Source organism: Pseudoalteromonas mucoides (assembly GCF_049257175.1).
Lineage (GTDB): Bacteria > Pseudomonadota > Gammaproteobacteria > Enterobacterales > Alteromonadaceae > Pseudoalteromonas.
The window spans coordinates 49,985-76,136 of record NZ_JBMMUC010000021.1 but is presented as its reverse complement, the minus strand read 5'-3'; the positions used below and the strand labels follow the sequence as shown (position 1 = coordinate 76,136).

General features: G+C 38.1%; 17 protein-coding genes and 1 other RNA gene. 6 read left to right on the top strand and 12 right to left on the bottom strand.

Annotated elements, in window-relative coordinates:
* Both AAEU30_RS19405 and AAEU30_RS19400 read right to left on the bottom strand, forming a co-directional pair.
* Complete coding sequence (locus AAEU30_RS19405) at positions 1 to 1,995, bottom strand: AAA family ATPase (RefSeq protein ID WP_421961966.1); 1,995 nt, start codon at positions 1,993 to 1,995, stop codon at positions 1 to 3.
* 7 nt (positions 1,996 to 2,002) lie between these two features.
* Entirely contained in the window at positions 2,003 to 2,902 is a 900-nt protein-coding gene (locus tag AAEU30_RS19400; RefSeq protein WP_421961965.1) for a tyrosine-type recombinase/integrase, read from the bottom strand.
* A 189-nt stretch (positions 2,903 to 3,091) separates the two neighbouring features.
* Between AAEU30_RS19400 and AAEU30_RS19395 the strand changes: the two genes are divergently transcribed.
* Entirely contained in the window at positions 3,092 to 5,341 is a 2,250-nt protein-coding gene (locus AAEU30_RS19395; protein ID WP_421961964.1) for a retron Eco8 family effector endonuclease, read from the top strand.
* Between the two features lie 138 nt (positions 5,342 to 5,479).
* A complete protein-coding gene (locus tag AAEU30_RS19390) occupies positions 5,480 to 6,592 on the top strand; it encodes a reverse transcriptase family protein (RefSeq protein WP_421961963.1) in 1,113 nt (370 codons plus the stop codon).
* 43 nt (positions 6,593 to 6,635) lie between these two features.
* Here the strand turns inward: AAEU30_RS19390 and AAEU30_RS19385 are convergent, their stop codons facing one another.
* The 5 genes from AAEU30_RS19385 to rsmI form a co-directional block, all read right to left on the bottom strand.
* Positions 6,636 to 7,556: a hypothetical protein gene (locus AAEU30_RS19385; protein WP_421961962.1), complete on the bottom strand. Its 921-nt coding sequence runs from the start codon at positions 7,554 to 7,556 to the stop codon at positions 6,636 to 6,638.
* Entirely contained in the window at positions 7,543 to 9,012 is a 1,470-nt protein-coding gene (locus AAEU30_RS19380) for a GIY-YIG nuclease family protein (RefSeq protein ID WP_421961961.1), read from the bottom strand. Before AAEU30_RS19380 ends, AAEU30_RS19385 begins: the two co-directional genes overlap by 14 nt.
* A gap of 283 nt (positions 9,013 to 9,295) precedes the next feature.
* Complete coding sequence (locus AAEU30_RS19375) at positions 9,296 to 11,194, bottom strand: DUF3258 domain-containing protein (RefSeq protein ID WP_421961960.1); 1,899 nt, start codon at positions 11,192 to 11,194, stop codon at positions 9,296 to 9,298.
* 127 nt (positions 11,195 to 11,321) lie between these two features.
* Positions 11,322 to 11,685, bottom strand: an RNA gene (gene rnpB, locus AAEU30_RS19370) — RNase P RNA component class A.
* A gap of 42 nt (positions 11,686 to 11,727) precedes the next feature.
* Positions 11,728 to 12,585 carry a 16S rRNA (cytidine(1402)-2'-O)-methyltransferase gene (gene rsmI, locus AAEU30_RS19365; protein ID WP_421961959.1) on the bottom strand — a complete coding sequence of 286 codons (858 nt, stop codon included), beginning with the start codon at positions 12,583 to 12,585 and terminating at the stop codon, positions 11,728 to 11,730.
* A gap of 61 nt (positions 12,586 to 12,646) precedes the next feature.
* On the opposite strand from rsmI, the gene AAEU30_RS19360 reads away from it, so the two are divergent.
* The 4 genes from AAEU30_RS19360 to dolP are packed head-to-tail and all read left to right on the top strand — an operon-like array spanning position 12,647 to position 16,063.
* Entirely contained in the window at positions 12,647 to 14,512 is a 1,866-nt protein-coding gene (locus tag AAEU30_RS19360) for a penicillin-binding protein activator (RefSeq protein ID WP_421961958.1), read from the top strand.
* Between the two features lie 24 nt (positions 14,513 to 14,536).
* A complete protein-coding gene (locus tag AAEU30_RS19355) occupies positions 14,537 to 14,908 on the top strand; it encodes a YraN family protein (RefSeq protein WP_421961957.1) in 372 nt (123 codons plus the stop codon).
* Position 14,909: 1 nt separating this feature from the next.
* The gene (locus AAEU30_RS19350; protein WP_421961956.1) at positions 14,910 to 15,497 is read left to right on the top strand and encodes an SIS domain-containing protein; all 588 of its coding nucleotides are present in this window, start codon (positions 14,910 to 14,912) and stop codon (positions 15,495 to 15,497) included.
* Positions 15,497 to 16,063 (top strand): division/outer membrane stress-associated lipid-binding lipoprotein, encoded by a 567-nt coding sequence (gene dolP, locus AAEU30_RS19345; RefSeq protein ID WP_421961955.1) that lies wholly within the window; start codon positions 15,497 to 15,499, stop codon positions 16,061 to 16,063. The genes AAEU30_RS19350 and dolP overlap by 1 nt, the downstream gene beginning before the upstream one ends.
* Positions 16,064 to 16,136: 73 nt before the next feature.
* Here the strand turns inward: dolP and AAEU30_RS19340 are convergent, their stop codons facing one another.
* The 5 genes from AAEU30_RS19340 to AAEU30_RS19320 form a co-directional block, all read right to left on the bottom strand.
* A complete protein-coding gene (locus tag AAEU30_RS19340) occupies positions 16,137 to 19,166 on the bottom strand; it encodes a TonB-dependent receptor (RefSeq protein WP_421961954.1) in 3,030 nt (1,009 codons plus the stop codon).
* Between the two features lie 71 nt (positions 19,167 to 19,237).
* The gene (locus tag AAEU30_RS19335; protein ID WP_421961953.1) at positions 19,238 to 21,994 is read right to left on the bottom strand and encodes a poly(beta-D-mannuronate) lyase; all 2,757 of its coding nucleotides are present in this window, start codon (positions 21,992 to 21,994) and stop codon (positions 19,238 to 19,240) included.
* Between the two features lie 534 nt (positions 21,995 to 22,528).
* Entirely contained in the window at positions 22,529 to 23,461 is a 933-nt protein-coding gene (locus AAEU30_RS19330; RefSeq protein WP_421961952.1) for a sugar kinase, read from the bottom strand.
* A 75-nt stretch (positions 23,462 to 23,536) separates the two neighbouring features.
* On the bottom strand, positions 23,537 to 24,844 hold the full coding sequence (locus AAEU30_RS19325) for an MFS transporter (RefSeq protein ID WP_421961951.1): 1,308 nt from the start codon (positions 24,842 to 24,844) through the stop codon (positions 23,537 to 23,539).
* A gap of 281 nt (positions 24,845 to 25,125) precedes the next feature.
* Positions 25,126 to 26,004 carry an NAD(P)-dependent oxidoreductase gene (locus AAEU30_RS19320; RefSeq protein ID WP_087533074.1) on the bottom strand — a complete coding sequence of 293 codons (879 nt, stop codon included), beginning with the start codon at positions 26,002 to 26,004 and terminating at the stop codon, positions 25,126 to 25,128.
* Positions 26,005 to 26,152 lie beyond the last annotated feature (148 nt).

Genomic DNA, 26,152 nt, shown 5'->3' with positions numbered 1-26,152 from the left:
TCAAAAACCAATCCTTGATTTTTTAACGTTTTTCAAATGTTGCTCTTCATATAAGCAATCAATTAAAGCCACTACTGATATATCTTCGCCAGTAAAACGGATTTTTCGGGCTATTACGCTAAAATCACCGGGAGTTATACGATCTAAACCAGCCAATTTAGCGCTCTCACTTTTAGCCAAGGCTTTTTTGCCTGTTAACTTTAATATCATTCGTGATACTTGTTCAGGTGTTAAGTAATCTAACTCAAGCTTGAAGTCACAACGGCGCAATAAAGCTTTATCTAAACGCTTTTTAAAATTGGTGGCGGCAAAGAAAGGAAGTCCAAACATTTCAAGGTTACATAATAGTTGGTTTACTGACTGAACCTCCCAGCTGTTTGTGGCACCCTCACGGCTTGAAAATAAGCTGTCGGCTTCATCGATAAATATAGCCGCACCTTCTTCTGTAGCCCGTATAAATAAGTTCTTTATATTTTGTTCACTCTCCCCCACCCATTTACTCAATATATCTGAAGCCTGAACACTAATTAGCTCAAAACCAGCTTCTTGGCATACATGGTTAACAAATGCTGTTTTGCCAGTACCCGCAGGGCCAAATAATAACGTTCTTGCGCCATGATGGTTATTCAGGGCGTTGGTTATATCATTAAGGTTAGAAAACGAGCCCTTTAAGTTAATATTGGTATGGTCAAACTTAAGCTCTGGTTTGTAATGCATTTGGTTTAAATCAACACCCGATGCAACCATTACCCCTTCAATATATGAATCAATAAACTCTTGTGCAGCTTCACTTTCATAACCACATAGACTAGCGCCATGGCTGGCTTTACTTATATTCGCCAAGCTTAGGTGTTTATTCGAAACCACCTTTTCAATAAAGCTTTGGCTTACTTTTAGCTCATTAAAGTACCCTAGGGCATGTTCTAAACGCTTTTCCTTCGTTAGCTGGGGCATTTCAAGTACAAAATCGAAACGCCGTACACAACTTTCAGGGATATCTTCAATATGGTTCGTTATCCATATGGCTGCACCATTAGGTTCTTCAATTAAGCTATGCAAAAGCTCTTTTGGTTCACTAGAGCCAAACATATTTACATCGAATATGTCTTCGCATTCATCTATAAGTAACACTCCATCATGGCGGTCCCCCATTAACCTACGCGCCATAGATAAGTTATGAGTACGGTAGCTGGTTGAAGACTTTGTGCCTAACTGTCTTTCAACTTGTGCATCAACTTCAGAGCTAGATTTAACTTTCATTAAAACTAGATCAGCATTACTACATAAAGACTTAGCTAATTCAGATTTACCCGTACCAACAGCCCCATATATCAATCTATTTAAGCCTTTATTATTTGATCCCTTCCAACCACTTAATAAGTGTTTTAAGTGTAACGTATCCCTATGGCCAAAAGAGCTTAACTTGTAACTAGCTGGCTCTTCATTTTTTAAAAATAACCCTAGTGCATCTTTAGTCTTGTATTGGGGGCTAGTAAATAAATAATGGGCAAGAGATTTGGGGAGCAATGGTAACTCGTAGTCAAAAATTCGGTTTTTATATAATCCAATCGATTCAAGTGCTTCTAAACACTCTTCCAGCTCAATTTCCCCAAGCCCTAATAACACACTGAATGCATCTGAATATGAGTACGCAGATTTAGTAATAAACTGCTCTATAAACTTAAAAATGGTTGGTTTAAGAGTACCAACAACAATAAACTCAATAAGGGAGTTAGCATTGCTTGGCAATCCGATACTTTTGCTAAAGTAACGGCAATTTTTTGAAAGTAATTTTTGGTCAAAGTCTGTAGTTATCTCAATAAGTGAGGCATATAGTTCATCCAGATCAATAGGTAAATTTGATCTTTTTGAACCAGATAACTGCTGTACTTCCCTATGGCTATATTGCTCAAATGTATCCTCATCAAACAAGCCTGACTCTATTAACTTGATACCATAATGGCTAGTAAATTGGCTAATTAGCAACTTAATCATAATCACCTCACCCATTCACAGATAAAGTATTAACAGCGCGCCTTAAACTGTCCGCGCCACGTTTATCGTATAGCTGTGTGGTTAAAATGCTATTATGCCCAGCCAACTTACTCACTGTAGAAATATCCACACCATTAGCCAATAGTGATGAAATATAAGTCCGTCTCATATCATGGGGTGTAAACTTTTCCCCTAAAGCATGCCTAGTTCTGGCCGTTACAACGCTATATATAGTCTCAGGTGAAATACCACGGGCTTGAATAACTTTACCATTCAAAACCACGCAAAATAATGGCCCCTCGTTTTTACCACGTACCGTTAGCCATGAGCTTAAAGACTCTAATACCCACACTGGTAAGTACTGCGTTCTAGTACGGTTTCCTTTTCCCTTATGGATAACAACTAGCTGATCATCTATTGAAAAGTCACTAAGCTTTAAGGCCGAAACTTCAGATCGTCTTAATCCCGCACCAGCCATTAAAGCCAATAATGCAATATCACGTACGTTAATAACTGAAGGTGGTGTGCAGGGCTGTTTTAACATGCTTTTTAGCTGTGTGGCAGTAAGTGACTTACCCTTTAGGCTTGGTTCTATATGGGGTAGCTTAAGAACATTAAACTTTTCAAGTTCGTGCTGCTCAATTAAATTCATTAAAAAAGCAGTTTTAGCTATGGCTTTAATAACTTGAAAAGTAAGTTGGATAGTTCTAGCTGACTTATTATTGAGTACTAAGCTTTGTTTAAGTTTAGAAAGCTGCTCAAAACTTAACTTGTGAAGTGGTAATGCGGCTAGCTTCTCAGTCAATAATAAAGTTTTTTTAACACTTTTTATCAGTGAAATAACAGCCTTTCGCCCTGTTGGTGCTAAGTTATTTAAGTAGCATTCTGTAGGTGTGTAATTAGACATAGTAGATACCTTTTATACATAAACGTATAGTCGGTATACATGACTAACTACTTAAAACCAGGGCTGTTTTTGACTAATATCTACGAGTGTTACTCGTTCATCTCTAAGCCTTATTAAGTGAACTTATTCATTGATTAGAGTAGGATGTAGTCTTTAAAATCTCAAAAATTAACTTTCAAGGAATGAGCTATGGGCTTGAAGTCTATTAAAATAAATAACTTACTCTCATTTGACAACTTTGTTATTAATGACTTCAAAGATATCAACTGTATTATTGGAAAAAATAACTCTGGAAAATCTAACCTCCTTAAGTTAATTGACTACTTTTATAAAAAAATGGACGGTGAGCAAGCCATTCCACCTAAATTAAACTCTGAATACACTCCTACAGGCTCTATTAGCTTAGGTTTTGACATAACACGCTTAAAAAAAGTTGTTACATCCAATCGTAAAAAAAGTGACTATCAAAGACATATTTATAATACCTTGTTCACTGGTGAGTTTAATAAAGGTTTTGTATTTCCTTTCGCTGGCACCAGCAACTTTACAGAAAAGCAGCCCTATATAGAGGTTACACTTACAATTAGAAAAGATGATTCAATCTTCTGGTCAATAAAAGACCATGAAATATTGAAAATAATAAGTAGGGTATACCCTTTCTTTTCGATCGACACTCGGAAAATAGAGTTATATGACTGGCGAAAATTATGGTCATTGATAAGTAAAGTTAAGTTTTTAAATACAAGGTCTCTAAAGAAAGAAGACGTTGTTAATTTCTTAAACGATAAAATATCTGCAAAAAGTGGGTCATATAAAGATTATATTGAAAAAATCGATGATATAACGGAAAGGAGTGACTATAGCTACCAAGAGCGAGTTTTAAATTATGTCAAGGTTGGCTTGGGAGGCCAAAATTTCAATATAGATGGTATGGATTTGGAATTTCACTCTGATGGGACTAACTCACATAAATATTTAGAACTATTTCTTAGTTTAATCATAGCACTAACTAGGCGAGAATTTGTTACTCCTTCAGTTTATATAGATGAACCAGAAATAGGTTTACATCCAAAAAGGAATGAAGAATTAATTTATAGACTTCATGAAATCTACTTTTTATATAAAAAAAGTGAAGAAGGAAAACAAAAAAATAAATATGCTACTCCCTACCCTAAAATAATATTTTCTACCCACTCACCTAATATAGTCAAACAGTTAGTTAGACTATTCGAAGGAGAAGAAGAACACCAGCTATTGCATTTTTCTAAAAAAAAGAAAGCATCAACTAAAGTGACAACTTTAAATACACACTTCCCAGACAAGCGTTTTATTAATATTTTTTCAGATAATGAAGCTAGACTTTTTTTTAGTGACTACATCTTATTTGTTGAAGGTGAAACCGAATTAGAAATTTTTGGAAACCAAAAATTAATGGAGCTATTTCCACGGCTACGTCTTGTTGATACTTATAAGACTAATAAAGTAATGCTCAACTCTATTAACCCTCGCTCTGCAAATGTAGCAATACCTTATCTTGTTATCTATGACGCAGACAAGTTACTAAAATATGATTTCCCTAAATCAACATTAACTTTCAGGAATGATACTATCGATCTATATGAACTAGCCAAACCTTATAAGTTTTCTATCTATGGGAGCAAAAAGTATACGCAAGGTGCAAACATCAAATACTTAATTAGTCATGACAAAAACGAAAAAAACTCGAACGAAGATAAAACTGACTACGAAATTTTCAAATACAATGAATTCATTAAAAGAATCAACATTACGACTTTAAGAACATTAAACACCTACTTTTTTTCAACAACAATAGAAGGTGCGCTAATTAATAAGAAAACAATTAAAATATTCTATAAGTGGTTATTTAATGAGTACCTATATATAGCATGTGTTGGTGGAAGTGGAGACGTAAATAAAACCATAGATACTCTATACCCTAAGCTCGGCTCACATATGAATATAAAACAGGTATTTAAAAGTATATTTAAGTTCCCTCCATTCAGAGGCAAACTAACAACCTCTAGTATCTCCAAGTCTAGAAAAGTAAGAGTATCTTATATAAAAGATTTAATCGTTCAGATAAAGGCTTTACAACTTACCGAAGACGAGTTGATTACTATATTTAGGCTTGTATTCAATGGGAAAACAAATCTTCTGGAGGGTCGTGATAATGAAAACTATCAATATGTATCTGATAAAATTTCTAATGCAGTCACTCTTATTTCTAATGAACTCAACTCAACATACCCACATAAAATTGCAAAAACAGGCGGCTGGGTTACTAGCTTTATAAATTTTAGTTTTAATTATTTAATAAAAATGACTAATAAAAATCAAACTATCCTCCAAGCAGAATTTGAGAATACATTTATGGAGCTATCTGTTATTCTTAAGAAAGTTTCCGCTTCGATAGAGTAGGGACTTACGCTAATATAGGTAAGTGAGTGCTAGACACTCCTAGCCCATTAATGGTTAATCGGGATACTTGTCGACTAGGCTGCCTTTTAGTCCACTAAGTGAAAAGATGATCTTGTATCAAAGCGGAAACAATAATTTATGAGTGAAATTGACAACCCTACTTTTTTTGATCAACTTGTTGTAGGAAAATACTCTTTATTTAGAGTTACAGGTATACCACCCATAAGCTTCAATGAGGTCATTGAGTTTCAATCAGGGAAAAAGTTCTTTTATAAAGTTCAAGAAAGTTCAGATCTGAGTAAAAGCCATAATAGTATTGTTTCAAAATTCTTAAACAATATCCCTCTAAACAATTCTGCAAAAGCATTTAGACCTCAAACCTCTTATTTAAATTTCCTTGAGCCTCACCGTAAGAACTATAACTTTTTACGGTTAGATATTAAGAACTTCTTTCATTCAATATCTGAAGATTTACTTAAAGAATCCTTTGACTCTTACTTTAAGGCACAAATAGTAAATACTAAGACAAGATCGTTACTGGTTGATAGCTTTATAAATTTGGTAACAGTGAACTTACCTAGAGACTCTAAAAACAAAGAGTTTTTAGAGAAAAAAATATTACCTATTGGATTTAGCACCTCCCCAGTAATATCAAATATTATTTTTAGGAAGTTTGATATTTTAATCCAAATGTTATGTAGCAGATATAACATTGAATACACTAGATATGCCGATGACTTATTATTTTCTTCGCCTAAAAACTTGAATACCATTCAATCGGCTTTTTTTCATAATGAAGTCTGTTTCTTATTATCTAGTGGAGGTTTTAAAATAAACAATAGCAAAATATTATCTGCTAAGAAGCTAATATCTATAAAAGGATATACGATTGACGGAAGTGAAGATGAGAAAAGGTTAGGAACAATACGTATTTCTAATAAGAAACTGAAAATTATAGAAAAATTATTGCATGAAAAAAATAAAGGCACTGATAATGTGACAATAATGAAAAAGGTTTTCAAAAAGAACATACAAAAAATGAAATTTAAATTTGAACCTAAAAAATCCTTTCTAGAAAAGTACTGTTACGATCAAATAATAAATAAAGCACTAGGCTATAGATCATTTTTAATATCATTAATAAAGTTTCATAATCTTTATGAGTGTATGGATGCAGACTCTATTAAAAAATATAACTCATTAATAAAGGAGCTTGAAAAGCTCACCCAAACTATCTCAATTACCAACTAACGTTAATATGTATTAACGTTAGTTGGTGTGAGCTTTTTAAATATTATAAGCTTAAATATATAGAACTACCTACGGCAGCGACGGCTAAAACTATTGCAATGTAAGCTGGCACTTGAGATACCTTGCGCTGCTCTAAAGCTACCGTAGCTGCTTCAAGTTTAATTATACGCTTTTCTCTCAATTTATCTGCGCTGGTGTTTTCTTGAATATCGCCAATAGACTGTTCAAGTTTAAGCGCTTTTAGTTCTAATCCATGTTCGAGAATTGATAGCTTTTCACTTTGCTTTTCAACGGTCTCCGCTAATTCATTCAAATGCTTTTCTTTAGCTTCTAGTGAGAAACGAATCTCCTCTAGCTTATATGATTTTTCACGCATTGCTTTGATAAGCTGAGATATTTTCTCCGCCTGCTCCGCATCTGTTTGACCTTTTGCAACAAGCTCTTCGTAAAGTGCACCGATGTTTTGCATATTTTGGTCTACATTTTTGCGAAGCTCTACTTCACTTTCAACTTGGGCGTGCACTTGCCTATAAAGAGTTAGTACTGCTGTTTCAACCTGTTTCGTATTCTCATCCAAAGAACCGTCATTTTTGCCAAGCTGATGTAGTTTACTTTGCTGCTCTTCAATTTTTTTATCTAGAGCACTTAAAAAACCTTCTTGAACAACACTTTTATGCTGTGCGAGTTCAATCAGAAATTTAACCACCTCTTGTGTTACTTTAACATTTGCACCTAAACCCTGAATAATGCTAGCTAGCTCTTTATCCGACTTCCCTGAAATACCAGAAAAAATAGCCTCGAACCGACCTTTTCCCCCAAATACCTCTGCTTTATTGGTCAATTCTTCGGTAGTTTTTAACGCGTTTTTAATCTGATCAAGCATTCCTAACAAATCACCGATACTTTTTTCGACTAGCTCACCTGATTTTGCTCTTTGTCGTAAAACTAGTTTATTCATTTCCATATCCCTTTAATTGACCTAAAAAGTCTCGTGTTTTTATTGTATTTACTTTAATGCTAGGCTTTCCAAATTTTGCTTTCATGATATTCATATGATTCATTACACGAAGCTCGGATTGCAATAATGCACCTGCTGATTCATATAACTCTTCACTTAGTTTATAGCTTTCAACAAGCTGAAGATAAGAAGAACGACGCGCTTCTAAAGCCATTTTATGAGATAAACCGACCCCCAATATGTATTGAACTAGCTTAGGAACATACTTAGAGAGTATATGACTGGTTATACCGAATCCTATAGCTGAAATAATACCAGCTATCACTCCCGAAAAAATTCCTGTATAGGGAAAAATCATTCCTTCAATAACAACATCTAGAGAATCCCATAAAGCAAGAGAGCCAGAAATAACAATAGTTTCAGTAATCTTATTAAGCATCTCCTCAGTACTCATCGAATCTTTACCTTGATAAATACTGTATGCATTTGCCGCTAAATCAAAAATATTACGTGCAAGGTTATAAACTTGAGCGATTGTTTGACTCACCAGACCAATAATTGCCTCCCAAATACCCTTTAACATTTGTCGAAAATTGGTCTTTAAATTTTTAATGTCATTCAATACAGCTTCTAAAAAGCGTTTCACACGGTCAATTGCCTTAGTCTTACCACCCTTAAATAGATCAACCAATTCGACTTTTAGGTGCTTAATTGATGATGCTATTAAACCTTCAATAGCTGACGCTAAAGCTTGTTCTCCGACTTCTTTAGCGGCACCAGCTGCTAATTTCCCAGCTGAGTTTAACCGTTCTTTCATTTTTTTAGCTTCAATATTAGAACGGGTTCCTTGTTGATTCTTAAGCTCCTCTTTACTATTTTTCAGCTCATCTTTATGGTTAGCAATTAAATTGGCCTCAATCGCCGCAGCTGTTTCTTTTGTATCAGTGTGAAGAACCCTGACAGTGCATCCCTCTTCAAGCTCAGCCGCGAGCTTATATTGTTCACCATTTTTAGCTTTTTGCTTATTTTCATTTAGATGTCCTGCATTCCAGCGTTTCTTAACTTTTTCTGCATCACCAACATAAACAGGATCTCCTCGTTTATCATAAACCACGTAAACACCTGGACCATCATGAGCAGAGTCTAGCCCTGTGGCAACACCACCTGTGACTGTAAACTCGCTATCAAATTTAATCGTTGAAAGCGAGCTAACACCATGGCTAAAAGATTTAGTTATAACTTCTTTCCAGTCCAAAGTTCGACCTGCTATATCTATCGTGCTCGCAGTAGTTGAAGCACCTAATACATCTTTTACTTCTGATTTAACATCTGAAGAATTTGCATTGGGTCGTGAGTTTTTTCTATTGCGAACACCCGCAACTAATTTTCTAGTGACATTATCTATGGCTTTATCGACAATTTTATCACCAAGTGGAGAAAGCTTTTGCACTTCTGTAGGCACAATTAAATCCTTTTCTAGTGAACATTCGCGGTGAAGGTGTATACTTAGACATGCTTATTATTAATTGTAAACAAAGTAAAAAAGCTATCCCAATCTTAATAACAAATACTACTGTCTGTACTTCCCATGGTTTATTAATTTTTGGCACTGTCTTTTGCAACATTAGTACCCATCACATCTATTAAAGCATATACAATAGATGCCTCCCAACTTAATTAAAAGTGTTAGTTTAGATCGTTCCGAAACTATCAAATCATTGTGAAAATAAAGTGGGCTTTGTTATTTAAACATCAAAGCTATTAATTACATTGGCTACTCTCCTCAAACTAGCTCCACCATGCGTATATTTATCTGTAATCCCACCTTTTGAAATTTCATGACCAACAACTTGTTGTATTAATGAAAGATCGAACGAGTGGTTATTACGTATATTACTTATGAACGTATGCCTAAAGCTGTGATAACTTCGCAGTTCATCTAATTCATTCACACTTGGTATTTCAAGCTCCACAACTAAACGACCAAACCAACTAGTGATACTCTCAGCCGATGTTATTTCATATAAAATACGTTCTTCTGCCTGCTCTACATACTCTAAAAAGCCAAGCTCGATTAAGCGTTTATGGATAGGAATTTTACGTTTGGCGTTGTTAGTTTTAAGGCGTTGTGATTCGTGTTCATTAGTCACTAAAATGTAGTTAATACCATCTTCAATACGGATATCAGGTTTTCTTAACTGGTAAATCTCTGTGCGCCTTGCACCTGTGTACATGGCTAATAATAGTGACCACTTTTGCCATGCATATTTTGTTTGTATTGCAAATGTTTCAAACTTAGTAAGCTCATCACTATTAAAAGCACCACGTATACGCTGCTTAAAGTCTCGCTTTATAGTACATGGTGAATGCTGAATATATTCAACAGTATCTCTTTTAGCATACGCGAATATCCCCTGTAACCACTTGTAATAGCCTTGAACAGTTTTAGGTGTAACTAGGTCATCTTCTGGCACATCGAAGTCTAGGCACTCTTGCAGGCTCATTTTTCTGTATGGTGCGAGAGTCTTTTTAGGTAGCTGATAACAGCGATCAATGAAACGACCGATATCACTCGCTTTGTAACTTTCAATTGCTTTATCTTCACTCAGTAAACACCATGCTTTGTAGTGGCGAGCATATTCTTTTACAAGCCTATCGCTTAAACCTGCATTTACTTTAAAATCTAAAAACTCGGTATACACTTCTGAAAACAGTGGGCCTTGAGTTTGTTGTTTTTCTTCACTTGGCTGACTTTCAGCTATGGTGTGTAAGCTTTTATTAAACATTGAATCTAATAAATGTTTTTGCTCTGAGTCTTTAGTTAAGCAAGAGGCTAAGTATTTAGCCTGCAGATTTCTTGAGGTTTCTAGCATACTTCTAAATGCTGAATACTCTAATGACCCATGCTCAAACTCTACCTCGTGTTTGTTGAGAGTATCTATTGCATCAATGTCATCAGCATAAAAGCTGTCGTCTTCATCTGAGTCATCAAACAAGTCTTCATCTGTTTCAACTTCAGAACTATTAAACATACCAGCGAGTAAAAACGTATCTAATTGACGTGCAAGTTGACGAACACTTTTTTCGATTTGTTTATTAGCTACAATATTGGCATTACTTAAACCACTATTTTTAAGTGCCATGTACTTGCTGACCAAAACATAAATATTAAGAACGTCATAATCATTGTTTTTTAAAGCTTCAACTAATAACTCCCCCGTTTCACCATCTGCAATAGAAAGCATAATGTTTGCTGCGGTTCTTAAGTGTGTAGGTGAGTGATTGTTTAACGGCTTTGCTTTAATGCCATTTATAGAGTGTGCCGTTGAAGCATAACGTTGTTCTTCTTTTGCTATTATTTTTTTGCTTAGCTCATGGGTAAGTTTTTGCTTCATATGAATTAAGATACGTTTTGCTTGAGTGATTAAAGTTTCAGTATCTATATTGTGTCGATCACTCGCAAGTATTTTTAGTTTATCTAATTCGGGTTTGATTAATTCAAGGAAGTTTAAAGCATGATGAAGGTGTTGGGTTTTAAGTGAAATGCGTATATCGGAGCCGATAAATTTACGAGGAAAAACATAACGAAAATAGTAACGTTCTTTTCGTAGTATGAGGTGTTCGGGGAGTTTGATATGTCTCATTAAGTTACCTATGTGTAAGTAACGTATTGAGTTTATTTGGCACACTATTTGGCACATTTTTGAAATTTTGTGCCATGAGATTAGTGGTTCAAGCGTAAGCACCTAATAAATCAGATGCTTACGCTTGAGTTTGAGTCAGCCTATAAGCCGGGTTCTGTTCTTTCCTAAGAAAGCGATAATCATTCGTCTAGGCCATAAATCGCTCTATGGCTCAAGCAACCTACCCGGTTCCAACGTGGGCCACGCCATAAGGAACCCTATTTGGTCTTGCTCCGAGTGGAGTTTACCTTGCAACCGACTATTACTAGCGGCCCGGTGCGCTCTTACCGCACCCTTTCACCCTTACCAACCGAAGTTGGCGGTCTCCTCTCTGCTGCACTTGTCGTGGGCTCACGCCCCCCAGCCGTTAGCTGGCACTCTGCCCTGTGGAGCCCGGACTTTCCTCCCCCTGCGCATTTTCGTTGCAGGCAGCGATTATCTTGGCTGACTCGGCGCGCAGTATACCTGAGCTTGATGCTCTGTGCAGTAAAGAATTAGCCTTTTTCGTCAATAATTGTTTTATACAGGGCATTTTTCTTCATGCCAAAGTAATCGGCTACCACACCACAGGCTTTTTTCATTGGCATTTCGCTTTCAAGTAAGGCTAACATTTTACGCGCTTCTGGCGGAATATCATCTACCACCTTAGGTTTGCCCGGTAGCATTAAAACAATTTCACCACGTTGTTTAGTTGGATCATTCGTTAAAAACTGTTTTAACTCAGTTACCGTGCCATTAAAAAAGGTTTCAAACGTTTTGGTTAGTTCTTTAGCAAAAACCACCTGTTGTTCGCTACCAAGGGCGCTTTCTAAATCATCAAGACTAGCCATAATACGGTGCGTACTTTCGTACATTATACTGGTAATGCCTGAATTCACGGCTTCAATAAAGAAGTCTTGGCGAGCTTTACTTTTCGCTGGAGTAAAACCAATAAATTGAAAGCGATCGGTCGGTAAACCTGAACAGCATACCGCAGTAATTGCTGCACACGCACCCGGTACCGGTGTTACATGAGCCCCTTGCTCACGACATAAATTAACAACGGCATAACCAGGGTCGCTAATTAAGGGAGTACCAGCATCTGAAACTAGTGCTATATTTAATCCTTGATTCAACTGGTCAATAATTTGCTGGGCTTTTTGCTTTTCATTATGGTCATGTAAAGCAAAGGTTTTTGCTTTAATACCAAAGTGACTGAGCAACTTACCCGTATGGCGAGTGTCTTCAGCAGCGATTAAGTCAACCTGCGATAATGTCGCGATTGCGCGCTGACTTAAGTCGTCAAAATTGCCAATTGGGGTGGCAACGATATAAAGAGTGCCGATTTTATCTGAATTCTCCTCATTTAACATTGAGGTCTCCTGCGTCAGTCAGTAATATAAGCAAATCGCGTTAACGTATTGGGAAATCATTGTGCGACTTAAACTTGTTAGTCTATTAATCATATTGTCAGGGTTATCGGCCTGTAGTACAACCGAAAAACCGACTAAAACTTCTGAAAACCTTAGTTCAGCTAATAGTACGTCACAAATTCAAGCTACTGATGCACAATCAATGTACCAACTTGCGTTAAATCGCCAAGGTGCTGATAAAATTCAGCTGCTTTATAGTGCACGAGATGCGGCTATCGAAGAACAACGCTGGCCACTGCTAGAACAAATATGCACTGAACTTGAACAAACCCCAACGGTTGATCAAGTGCAGAACAAGCTCTACACCGCATTTGCACAAAAGCAGCAGGGTAAAAACACCTTAGCGCTGGAGATGTTAGCTAGTTTAAATAATCAGTTAACGCAACCTGAGCACTTTGCTTGGCACCAATATTTGACGGCAAGCATTTACGCCTCACAAAACTTGCCAAAACAAGCTGCACCGTATTTTTTTAGGGCATCAGAGGCTGCCAGTAAAAATGATTTAACGATTCCTGAGCTTAATAAAGCGCTTTGGCAAAATCTACAACAGCTTTCATCTTATGCATTAGAGCGTTTTAATCGTGGTTCGGTTGTACAGCAAGGTTGGGTAAACCTGGCTTTATACCATCAAGTTTATTTAGGTGCACCGGTTGAGTTAGATCAGGCAATAAATAATTGGCAGCGCCGCTATCCAACTCACCCTGCAATGGCAGTACTTCCTAAAAGAGCAGCTGAATTAATCGCGATAGAGCCTGTTAATATTGAGCGGCTAGTAGTGCTACTACCTCAATCTGGGGCTAATGAACGCTTAGGCGATGCATTAAAAGCTGGGGTGCTTGGGGCACTCGATAACAGTAATATCACCGAAACAGTTTTTCTTGATGAAATGCTGACGACCACTGAACTAGAAACTAAGCTAGCAGAATTAAAACCTAACTTTGTTATTGGCCCACTACTCAAAGCAAACATTGATAAACTAGCGAATAATCGAACCTTAGTGAACTACCCTGTTTTGCATTTAAATTCTTTTGAAGGACAGCGCGTCTCAGGCCAACATTTCTTTTTTGCTTTAAACCCTGAGCACGAAGTACAACAAGCTCTTGAGCACTTTTTAACTCAAGGTTACCAAAAGCCTATGATTCTTGCGCCAAATAGCAGTGCCGGACAACGCTTAGTTGATTTTTTTAATATGCAGTGGCAGCGCTACAGTGAAATAAAACCACAAGTAGGTCTGTATAGCAGTAAAAAGGATATGCCAAAAACAATCGCAGGTTTACTCGAAGTTGATAAATCAAAAGAGCGTATTGCATCGGTTAAATCCCTATTTAGGCAAGAGGTAGAAAGTGAGACTCGCTCACGCAGAGATATCGACGTTATTTATATTTTGGGTGACGCTATAGAAACCCGTTTAATTAAGCCTTACTTAGATGTTAACGTAAGTACCTTTGTAGAGCGCATACCACTTTACGCGAGCTCTAAAAGTCATAGTAAACAAATTGATAGGACCGACAAAGGTGATTTAGACGGCTTATATTTCACTGAGCTACCTTGGATGCTTAGCGGTCAAGTATCTAACCAAGCCTTGCGCCAGCAATATAATTCTCTATGGCCAGAGCAAGCCGATATCAGCCAACGCTTATTTGCCATGGCCTATGACTCTGTGGCTATGCTAAGTGATATTACGCAACTGAGCATGATCCCAGGTAAGCAATATACCGGATTAACGGGTCAATTAAGCATCGCTAGTGATGGCCAAATTAACCGTCAGCTTAAATGGGCACAATATAAAAATAAACAAATTAAGCCTGTGCAATTAAAAACCCAAGCGCCAGTACCTTTATTTATGCAAACAGCTACAAGTGAATAATTACCAACAAGACAAGGATGTGTCATGTCGTGGTTCAAACAATTATGGCAAAATAGTCGAGAAAAAGGTCAATACTATGAGCTTCAAGCGCAAAAGTATTTACAGCAACAAGGACTAACCCCCATAGAGCGCAACTATAACTGCCCTTATGGTGAGCTTGATGTGATAATGCGTGACGGTGATACACTTGTATTTGTAGAAGTAAAGTTCCGTGCAAGTAGTATCAAAGGCGGTGCAATGCATGCGCTTGGCAAACAGAAGCAACAACGTTTAAAGCGCACTATTTATCATTATTTAGCAGCTAAAAAGCTAAAAGATCAAGCGCTAAGAATCGACTTTGTCGCTATCACTGGCGACAAAGCACAACAACTTAATTGGATAAAAAACGTATTTTAATATGCAAGATACTATAAAAGAGATTTTTACAGAAAGCATTCAAGTGCAAATCGCCGCTGGTGAGGTACTACCAAGCGCGTTAGAAGCCGCCGCTTTTACCATTGCACAAAGCCTTATTAATGGTAATAAGTTGATTTGTTGTGGTACCGCAAGCTGCCACATGCTAGCTCAACATATGGCTGGTGTACTAATCAACTTTTATGAAACCGAGCGCCCCTGCCTACCTGCAATTGCCCTATCGCAAGAAAATATTAATTTAGGGCAAAGTAACCACACAGATGATCACGAAACATTTGCACGTCAAATTCGTGCGTTTGCTCAACAAGGTGATTTATTACTGGTAATGGCAAGCAACGGTAACGAAAAAAATATAATTTCAGCAGTGGAAGCAGCACTTACAAAAGACATGAAGGTCATAGTAATGGTTGGCGATGATGGTGGAGAATTAGTTGGCCTACTTGGCGCTAATGATGTAGAAATCCGCGTACCATCTAAACGCCCTAGCCGTATTATCGAGTCTCACTTGGTTAATCTACATTGTTTAAGTGAGTTAATCGATTTAACCCTATTTCCACAGGAAGAAAGTTAATGTTCAAGCAGTCACTTATTGTTATGGGAACCGTTTTATTATTACAAGGCTGCGCAGCTGCTGTTGTCGCAGGTACAGCAGGCGCAGTCACAGCTGCGAATGATCGCCGCACGCTTGGCTCACAAATTGACGATAACAACATTGAAATTAAAAGCGGTATTGCTATTAACGACGTAGAGCGCTTAAAAGACCATGCCAATTTAAACGCGATTAGCGTCAACGGAATTGTGCTCTTAATTGGTCAAGTTGCTAATCAAGAAATGAAAGATGAAGCGCAAACTGCTATAGAAAATATAGATGGCATTCGTAAAATTCATAATCAAATTCGTATTGGCTCGAATATCAGCATGAGTACAAAAACCCATGACTCATGGCTCACCTCTAAAGTGAAAACTCAATTACTCACTACCGATAACATCAGTAGTAACAATATTAAGGTGATTACTGAAAACGGCGAAGTATTTTTAATGGGCTTAGTATCTGATGCTGAGGCTAATACTGCGGTAGATGTTGCACGAAATGTATCTGGTGTTGAGCGAGTTATAAAAGTATTTGAGTATTTATAAGGTTATTATTAGAGCACTGAGCTTTAAAACTAAAAGGCGGGAATGAATCCCGCCTTTTATTTTGACATGTATCTTAGAACTTAAACGATACACCAGCAAATAAGCGTGGGCCGTAGCTGTTCACTTCACCTAAGTTGCCATCTGCATAGTAATCTTGTGATTTAGGCTCGCTAAATAAGTTAATTGCTTCAACTTTAACTTTAACGTGGCTATTAACTTTGTATGACGCTCTCATTTCCCATACACCAACCGCATCTACATAACGTAAACGGGTACCATTGCTTGTATATGGTTGGAAATACTCACTACGGTATTTATAAATAACCGCCGTATCAAAGTCGCCAATTTGATAATAAAGTTGACCACTGAATACATGCTCAGAGAAGCCTGGAACAGAGCCTGGCTCAACAATTCCCTCTGTTAACTGGGTAGTGTTGCCATCAACATCAGTGATGAAAGTATCGCCGTATTTACTATCTTCGAACTCGTAATCTGTATCAGCATAGTTATAACCAAATTTCACACCAATTCCTGTGTCCCAACGATAAGCAATTGAAGTCTCTAGACCAAAGATATCGCTTTTCTCATCAGTTGTAACAGAGTTAGTGATTGGTAACAGGTAGCTATCGCCATCGATTATAAACTCTTCTAATACTGTTTGCTGTTGGAAACCACCTTGGAATTGCTTATAGTAAAAACCAAGCGATACAATAGCATCTTCATTAGGGTACCATTCCGCTGCGATATCGTAGTTCCACGACATTAATGGCTTAGTATCAGGATTACCTGAACCGTTAACACCAACAAATAAGTCTTCAATACTAGTTGGTGCTGCATTATCATCGGTTTGGAATGTACGGCTGTAACTCATATCACTTGGGTCAGCACGTGACATACCACGGAAAATACCACCACGGAATAAAATGTCTTCGCTGTAATCTACCACTAAGTTAAAGCTTGGTAACACTTCAGTGTAACCACCACCACCTTCGATTTGCTCAAGTGATTCACCTGGAACAACACTCAATACACCTAACTCATCAGAAACTACTTCAAAAGTATTTCTAAAGCCTACTGACGTTACATCAGTATCAACAACACGAACACCAAAGTTACCACGGATAAACTTACCAAACATTTCTGTATCGTAATTCGCCATTAAGTAAACTGAAGTTGTTTCTTCGGTAACATCTTTAGTACCAGCGTTCATATATTCAAGTTCAGGGTAGGCAAATTCACCACCATTTGAAGCCGCTAGCGCTTGTGAGAAACAAACATTATCGTAGGTTGCCCAAGACGACCCCGTACCACTGTCCACTACATTACCATTGCTATCTACCTGAGTAATAATATCGCCGTCAGACACACTTGATAAGAACCCTGACTCAGGGAAGTCTATTTGACACCCTTGTAATACATCAAGCGCTGCAGTCGTTGTTTCATCAAGGTTATACTCAGTACGAGAGCCATTACCTTGAGAGCCACCATACTGAATAAATGATAACTCTGACATTCTCACGCCACCTTGAATACTGGTAAATACATCACCTTCAAGTGCATAGTCAAAGTCTACACGCGCACCTATCACTTCATTATCACGTACGTTTTCACGGTCCATACGTGTACGTAAGCTGTCGGTATAATTTGTAATATCTGTCACGTCAAAATCTGTTAACGTGAAATGAGGGATACTCTCTCCCATGTCCCAACTAAAGAACGGACGATCAACACTTCTACCACGATTAGAAATTTGAATTTCTTCACGTTTAGTTTGTGAATAAGAAACATCAAAATCTAAGGTCAATCTATCGGTTGCATGATACTCAACATTCAAACCATACCCTTTGTAGTTTTCTTCACGTGAAAACTGCTCACCAGCTGATTCAATGCGTTCTTCACCTTCCCAGTGTAGGATACCACCAGCTTGGTTTGTAACCAGCGTTGGGCCTGTTATACCTGGTGTTGCACGTTTTTGTAAAAAGATTAAATCATGACGAGCTTCTTGTTGAATGCGGTCTGATAGTTGGATATCTAGATTAATATCCCATGCATCTGATGGCTGATATTGAAAAGCTACAAATAATGCATCACGTTCATCAGAGGTTTCATTTTGACGGAAACTTCTACTGCTGCCGGTCCACGCGTAAGGAGTGCCGTCGCTGATTGCTTTGCCTGTATCAGGATCGATGGTGGTGTTGTAACCTTGGTTATTGCTACCACTTACTTGATCTTCACAGTCACCTGCGCTACCACGGTAAAAACCTTCGTTCGTGTTAGATGGATCATTTAAACATGCCCACAGAGAATCACCTGTAGGACTTGAGCTGCGGTACTCACCTTCAGGTTGACTAATATCCTGGCGTTGCACACCAAAAGACACACCTAAAGCCTGACCATTATCAAACTCAAATTGGTCTAGGTAACTAAACGTACCACGAAAACCAACATCACTTTGTAATGAGTTATCAACATTACTTTCATCTGGGTTATAGTTTACTTTAACTTCACCTTGAATACGTTGCTTACCATAATCAAGTGGCTGTACCGTTTCAAGAGCGATAACACCCGCTACACCACCTTCTATCATTGATGCATCTTGCGTTTTATAAATCGCGATCTTTTTAACTAACTCTGAAGGAAACTGAGAGAAGTTAACCGAGCGGTCACCACTGCCGTTAGTCGCTTCACGGCCATTAATATGGGTAGCACTTAGAAACGGGCCCAAACCACGAATAGTAATTTCAGTTGCACCACCATTTTCACGGTGCGAAGCCGCACCTGTGATAGATTCAAGTGCCTCACCAATTGATAGCGCTGGTAAATCACCAATATCTTCCGCAGATAAGCCATCTACAACCGTGGTTGCTTCACGCTTGATTGCGATTTGATCTTGTATGGTTCTACGCGAGCCTGTAACGCTGATAATTTCAATATTATCATCTTCAACTTCAGCATTTTGAGGTGCTTCTTGTGCATGCGCAGTTAAAGCCAATGAACCAGCCATACCGGCAAAAATAGTTGCTTTAACAAGCTTAGCAACTGGACGAAGAGCAAATTGATTTCGCGCTTCTTTTGCTATTGTGTGTTCTGTTGTCAACGACATGTCGAGATCTCCGTTGTTATTATAAAGGTAGCGTTCGCTACCTATTTAGCAATACAAAATTATTTATGAGGTTACTCTTGCTCTACTGTCCAAGTAGAACCAGCTCCAACTTCAGAGGCTTGGATATAGTGCAGGCCTTTTGCACCAGCAATAGCTTGAGCGCCATTAGGATCTGTCACTGTTAGTGTATTTGGCTCTGTAGCAATAATTAATTCAGGCACTTCTTTACCATTCTCAGCTGGAGATTGGTCAACCGCACCTTTAGAATCAAATTCGCCATTGCCATTTAATTTTCTGATATCTACCCAGTCTTCATCTTCAACATCACCTGAGGCGTAGCTCACAGTGAAACCAAAGTTGTTTGAAAATAAAGATTCGCCATGGTTAATTAAGTCACAATCGTATTCAAAAGCATGTGCTGAAGTACTGTCACCATTCGCTAAGAAGTAGCCATTGATTAATGCATCCGAAATATCATCATCTGACTCATCTGCATCGTCAACACCCACACCATTTGCAATTAGGTTCGCGTCGAAGTTAATTTTGAAAAAGTTTTTGGTTAATCCATATAATACTGGATCAGCTTCTGCGGTCAGTTCATCACAATCGTTAACACGTGATTTAGAGCCAATTTCAGTACTAAATACAATAGGTTGAATAGAATTCAACACGGTATTGTTACTCACATTTAAAGTAAAATCCCCCGCGGCATCTAATACAGCTTGGTTACCACCCTTTGGTACGCCATCATCCCCTTGCGAAAAGGGGTTTGCTGTAAATACGATGCCACCAGCTTCTTTGTTAGTCGCACGAATACCCGCTATATAATTGTTTGTAACGGTATGCCCTAATGGAGTCATAATTACGCCACTTGGTCTATCACTCGAATCCTCAATTTTAGATGTACGAATAATAATATTGTCACTAACCGTATTAAAACCGCCATCTTCTAATGCAATGCCGCCATTTGCATTAATAACTGTATTACCTAAAATAGATGCGTTCGAAGTTTGAACACGCATTAAGCGACGACCAGTAACAAAGTTATCAATACGATTATATTGAATCTTAAAGTTAGAGCTCGAAGCTGCATCAGCTTCTTGAGTGTTACCGGCGTTTATTAAATGTAAGCTTGATTCGCTGTAATTAGGGTTATTACTATTATTGAATAGATTGTATTGAACAATATGTTCTGTGCTTGAAGAAGACATTTTAATAACAGACCCTTTAACCGCGTTGTTTCGGTTAGAGAATGTATTACGCTCAACTAATGCGCCTTTACCTTTTAGTACAATCCAGTGATGTGTCTCTTCATGTAGCTCACTTACATCTACGTCACCGTCCATAATGTTATGAGAAAAAACAAAGTTATCACCTTCTGAATATACAATTGCAGCTTCTTCGTTTTCACAAAAAGAATCTAATTTTGTATTTAAACTTTTAAATGTGATGCCTGAAATTCCTGCACCATCAACTCCACTTGCAACATGAATACATGATTCACCCGAGAAAATAGGAGTCTCACCTTCCACTGCACGTATCGTAACCGCACTTGTTAGTAAGATATCTGGTAGGTCGCTGTATACAGCAGAGTTCAGCCCTAATACTGAACCTTCAACTAAACCACTTGTAAGCGCATTAGAAAGCTCTGTAGAGTCGCTAATGATTTGTGTGTAAACCGTGCCATCAAGTACACCTGTTACTGTCTCATCAAAACCATCATTATCGGTATATACTGCTTTGACTGAAATAGTTGCTCCTGCATAAGCAGTCGGTGTAAAAGTATTGCTATTTGTATCTGCAATTTCAACACCATCCGCTAGCCAAGTATAAGTAATACCTGTTTCATCAACACCATTTTGCTCATCAAGCTCTGCTGTAAGTTCACCTGTATTTAGAAATGGCATAGTACCAGTAATATTAATGCTGCCTTCGATATTAATTGCTTCTTCAGATACTGCTTGAGTTGGCTCAGAAAGGTTGTCTTCTGCAAAGCCGTTATCGTCGGTATAAGTTACTTGTACTGTAATAACTTGAGCTAGCTGTGCTTGCTTAACTACAAATTCACTCGCCGTTTCACCAGTAAGAGCAACTGAGTCAGCAAACCATTGATAAGTAATAGTACCCGTTGCGCCATCAACATCAGTAATCTCAGCACTCAACGTTTTGCCTACAGTAGGAACCCCACTAATACTAACCATGCCTTCAGTGTTAACACGTTCTACAGCTGAAGTAGCCGCAGAGATAGGAGATTCTGTAAAACCTCTCGCATCTTCGAATAGAGCTTTAACCGTAATCGTTGTGCCATACTGTGCTTCTGTTAAAACCAGCTCAGATTGCACCTCATCTTCAATTAGTACGTTATCGGCATACCATTCATAGACAACTATTTCATTGTCAAAACCGTTTTCATCACTTACATTCGCTGTAAGCGTAGAGCCAACTAAGGTATCACCTGAAATGGACACCGTTGCATCAAGAGGTACAGCTGCAACATCATCAGTTGGATCACTGATATGTGACTCATTAATACCGCCGTCATCAGTGTAGCTCGCTTGCGCTGTAATGCTCATATCAACTTGAGCATCAGTTAAGGTAAATGTAGCACTGTTAGCACCAACAATAACTTCGTTGTCGGCATACCAATAATATTTAACATCGCCAGAGATACCATCAGGGTCGCTAACACTAACGCTGAGTGTTTCACCCATTACTGCCACTCCAGACAGAGCAATAGAGCCCAATGTATTGTCTTCGTTCTTCGAGTCACTATTACAACCCACTATCGCAGCTGCTACAGCGCATAACGCAAAATGTTTCAATTTCATAACGGCTCTACTCTCCACTGTCATGGTTTTGGTATGCTTCATTATAATGTGTGTGTTCATTACCAAAACTCGTTAATTTGTTATTACCAAAATAATTACTTAAAAAGATAAATTGTTAACCAGAGTGGTAATATAACCACAATGTAAATATCATTACCAGTATAATCGTTCAAAAAATATAACATTAAATTCACATACTGAAGTATTACCTGCAATTTCGTGCTCTGCAGCCATGTCACTATTTTCAACACTTTATTCTTAACACACAGAAATCTTAGCGTTATAAATAGATTGAATTGGTAAACCAATAAACAAATAGAATCAGGGAGTAGAGTCTTTTAGCGCTAACTTAAATTTTTAAGCAGCAAACGTTTAAAAATAATTCTGTAAGAGTATTTAAATCACGTGTGTTAGTTGAGGGCAATCAGGGGTGACTTTCTGCGAAAGTAACAATAAAGCTATAGTGATATGCTTTTTATTTAGAGGGAATAAAAAAGGTAAGAAGAATAGACAACTCCCCCTACCTTTAATTAATTACAAACCGGCTTTTGCCATCGCTTGTTGGAATACATCTTTAGGTGCAATAGCGCCTGGCTGTTGAATAACCGTACCAGCGGCTTTAGCAGCTAAGTTAACCGCGTCAGCGATTTCACGATCAGATAAACGCGCACCTAGGTAAACACCATTAAACGCGTCACCTGCAGAAGTTGTATCAACAACATGGGTAACTGGGGTAATAGTATGGCTTAGCTGTTCGTTGTTAATAATAGTAACAACAGATTTCGGGCCATTTTTTACAACAATCTCAGCTATGTCATATGGCTTACAAAAATCAATCACACCTTGAACTGTGTCAATTTCGTATAGCATTTCAAAGTCTTCAACTCCAGGCAAAACAACATCTGCAGCAGTAAAAGCGTTATCATATTGTTGCTTAGTTTCATCAATGCTTTGCCATAAACGTGCTCTGTAGTTAGGGTCAAAAACAATTTTTACCCCAGCTTGTTTGAGCTGTGTTACTTTTTGCCAAAATAATTCACGTGCATCTTGTTCAATCACAGCAAGTGAAATACCTGAGAAGAAAAACATATCCCCACAAGACAATTGTTCAACAACATCAGTAGTTAAAAAATCAACGACCTTCTTAGCTGCTGAATCATTACGCCAATACGAAAAGCTACGCTCACCGAATTCATCAGTTTCAATGTAATACATGCCAGGCACTTTTTCATCATGAGCAAATACAAAGCGTGTATCTAGCTGCTCGCCGTTAAAGCGCTCTAACATTTGTGCACTTAGCTTGTCTTTCCCTATTGCAGTAACTACTGCAGCGTTTAACTCAGGAAAACATCGTTTTAAATACACAGCAGAGTTATACACATCACCTGCAAAAGATTGATGTAGAGCGGATTCGTTCATCGCTCTAAGCTCAACCATGCATTCACCTAGGAAGTAAATATTTTTCATTAATCACACTTACCATATGTAACTAACTGTTAAGCTTCACCACCTTAGTGGTAAAACCTAACAGTTACAGTTTAATTATTGTGGCTTTTTAAGAGGCTCTATTTTTGGAATTAATATCCAAACTGCTGCCATCGCAATAATAGCTAACGAAGCACCGATGATAAACGCAGGCGTATAGTTACCTCCCGCAGTTAAGATTGGCACTAACGATGTAAGGCCAACCGCACCTAACTTAGCAGCCATGCCTGAGAAACCAGATAAAGTACCCACGGCTTTTTTGCCTAACAAATCACTTGGTAAAGTTTGTACATTACCGATTGCCGTTTGGAAACCAAATAAGATCACAGCCATAATCATAACAGCGATTGCTGGTGCGCCAGGGTTTGCCATAGCTAGTAACGCCGGTAACATGATTAAACAGCCTAAAGTAATGGTTAGCTTACGCGTTTTATTGGTACTCCAACCTGCTTTAAGCCTATTTTGCGCGAGTAACCCGCCAAACCAAGCACCAAACATAGCCCCCACATATGGTACCCAGCCATATATACCAATAGCTTTGACGTCCATACCATATACTTCGTTTAAGTAAATTGGGATCCAGAAAACGAACAACCACCAAATAGGGTCGATAGCCGCAGAGGCAATAATTACACCCCAGCTTTCTTTGCGAGAAAGTAGCTCACCTGTAGAAGGGTTATACTCTTCAACTTCTGCAGAAGATGCATCATTAGGATCAGAAGTGCGGCGTTGGCCTGTTAATATATATTCACGCTCTTCTTCAGTGATCCAAGGGTGAGATCCTGGTGGCGCTTTTACCAATACTAACCAAGGTACAAGCCATAAAAAGCCCATTGCACCCACAAGTACAAACACCATCTGCCAGCTAAAATAAATGGTTAAATAAGCGATAAGTGGAATCGCAATAATGCCACCAATTGCAGCACCAGAGTTAAATATACCTTGCGCTAATGCACGCTCTTTAGTCGGAAACCATTCTGCATTACCTTTCGCTGCGCCTGGCCAGTTACCAGCCTCGGCAACACCTAAGATAGCGCGGAAGATACTAAAGCTTAAAACACCTTGCGCGAATGCATGAGCAATTGTTGCCAGTGACCAAACACCAATAGAAAGCACAAAGCCAAACCGTGTACCAACCCAGTCAAATATCTTACCAAAAATGGCTTGACCAAATGCATAAGCAAATACAAATACGATTGAAATATTAGCGTATATTTGCTTTCGCTCTAACGCTGATTTATCGGGAAATAAGTCTTCAACAATGTCAGGCCAAAGTACACTTAGTGCCTGACGGTCGATGTAGTTAATTATGGTAGCAAGCGCAATCAGCGCAATAACCCACCAGCGTAAACCTTTAAGTTTCATAGTTAATCCTTAAGATAAGTCTTCACGTAAAGTAAATTAATTCTGCTTTTAGCTATCACTCTACGAACAAAGCCCCATTAAGTTAACATTAATTAAATGTTTGGTTAACCACTTAATATTATGACAAAAGTTGTTCTACACAATTTTTAATACTGTCATAAATTAAAGTAGGCTAAATCTAGCTAACTAATATCAAGTGTGTGTATGACGTTTTAACCACCTACATTAAAATAATAAGCAGATGGTTAAATAAAAAACGTCGAGTTATCTTACTTACGTAATTACTTTTCTAGTTTTTTAAAGTAATCAAAGATCTCAGGTACGTTACCTTGACCCATACCGGCATCAAATGCTGCTTGTAAGTTTGCAGAAGAGCCTTCAGCAATCTTTGATTCAGTGCCTAAGTCTGCAACCATTTGTAAGAAGTAACCTAAATCTTTATTAGCATTAGCTATTGAAAAGCCAAGATCACTTACGTTATCTACAGCGTAGTTCTTACAGAACTGCATAAATGGTGAGTTAGATGGACCTGTCGACATGATGTCGAATAATTGTTGTCTATCAACACCTGCGCGATCCGCAACAGCAAAAGCTTGCGACATTGCACATACCGTTGTCATACCCATAAAGTTATTGATTAACTTAGTTGTATGGCCTGCACCAAGTTCACCTAAATGGAAAACATTTTCGCCTTGCTCATCAAGCACTGGCTTAACTTTATTAAAGGTATCAATATCACCTGATGCCATTATGTTTAGTAGGCCATCTTTAGCGTGCGCTGGAGTTCTACCTAAAGGAGCATCAATCATGCCTACACCTTTATTTGCTAAATCTGCACCAATTTTCTTAGTCGAAGATGGGATTGAAGTACCAAAATCAACCAGTACTGCACCTTCTTTAATCCCTGCTAAAATACCGTCTTCTGAGTAAACTACTTTTTCTACAATTGCAGAAGTAGTCAAACAAAGCATGACAATATCTGCGCCTGCAGCAAGTTCTTTCGCACTATCTGTGGTTTTTGCGCCTCTGGCAACACACGCCGCCACAGCATCTTTATTAAGGTCCATTACAATCAGCTCATAGCCTTTATTTTGTAAATTTTCGACCATATTGCCGCCCATTAATCCTAGGCCGATAAAACCGATGACTGGTTTAGACATGAATAACTCCTAATCTGTTGGCGTATGTTTATTGGTAAGTACAAAGTTATACTTACCTTTATAAAACTAACGCAGTGTCGCTGTTTGAATTCTGTAAAGTTACTTTCATTCACGCGATACAATTTTGCGAGTACGCATAAATAGCTAA

Coding starts and splice junctions, on each gene's coding strand:
- AAEU30_RS19350 (WP_421961956.1), top strand. CDS start 14,910: ATGCAAGATACTATAAAAGAGATTTTTACAGAAAGCATTCAAGTGCAA.
- AAEU30_RS19400 (WP_421961965.1), bottom strand. CDS start 2,902: ATGTCTAATTACACACCTACAGAATGCTACTTAAATAACTTAGCACCA.
- AAEU30_RS19355 (WP_421961957.1), top strand. CDS start 14,537: ATGTCGTGGTTCAAACAATTATGGCAAAATAGTCGAGAAAAAGGTCAA.
- AAEU30_RS19335 (WP_421961953.1), bottom strand. CDS start 21,994: ATGAAATTGAAACATTTTGCGTTATGCGCTGTAGCAGCTGCGATAGTG.
- dolP (WP_421961955.1), top strand. CDS start 15,497: ATGTTCAAGCAGTCACTTATTGTTATGGGAACCGTTTTATTATTACAA.
- AAEU30_RS19395 (WP_421961964.1), top strand. CDS start 3,092: ATGGGCTTGAAGTCTATTAAAATAAATAACTTACTCTCATTTGACAAC.
- AAEU30_RS19325 (WP_421961951.1), bottom strand. CDS start 24,844: ATGAAACTTAAAGGTTTACGCTGGTGGGTTATTGCGCTGATTGCGCTT.
- AAEU30_RS19375 (WP_421961960.1), bottom strand. CDS start 11,194: ATGAGACATATCAAACTCCCCGAACACCTCATACTACGAAAAGAACGT.
- AAEU30_RS19320 (WP_087533074.1), bottom strand. CDS start 26,004: ATGTCTAAACCAGTCATCGGTTTTATCGGCCTAGGATTAATGGGCGGC.
- AAEU30_RS19390 (WP_421961963.1), top strand. CDS start 5,480: ATGAGTGAAATTGACAACCCTACTTTTTTTGATCAACTTGTTGTAGGA.
- AAEU30_RS19385 (WP_421961962.1), bottom strand. CDS start 7,556: ATGGAAATGAATAAACTAGTTTTACGACAAAGAGCAAAATCAGGTGAG.
- AAEU30_RS19405 (WP_421961966.1), bottom strand. CDS start 1,995: ATGATTAAGTTGCTAATTAGCCAATTTACTAGCCATTATGGTATCAAG.
- rsmI (WP_421961959.1), bottom strand. CDS start 12,585: ATGTTAAATGAGGAGAATTCAGATAAAATCGGCACTCTTTATATCGTT.
- AAEU30_RS19340 (WP_421961954.1), bottom strand. CDS start 19,166: ATGTCGTTGACAACAGAACACACAATAGCAAAAGAAGCGCGAAATCAA.
- AAEU30_RS19330 (WP_421961952.1), bottom strand. CDS start 23,461: ATGAAAAATATTTACTTCCTAGGTGAATGCATGGTTGAGCTTAGAGCG.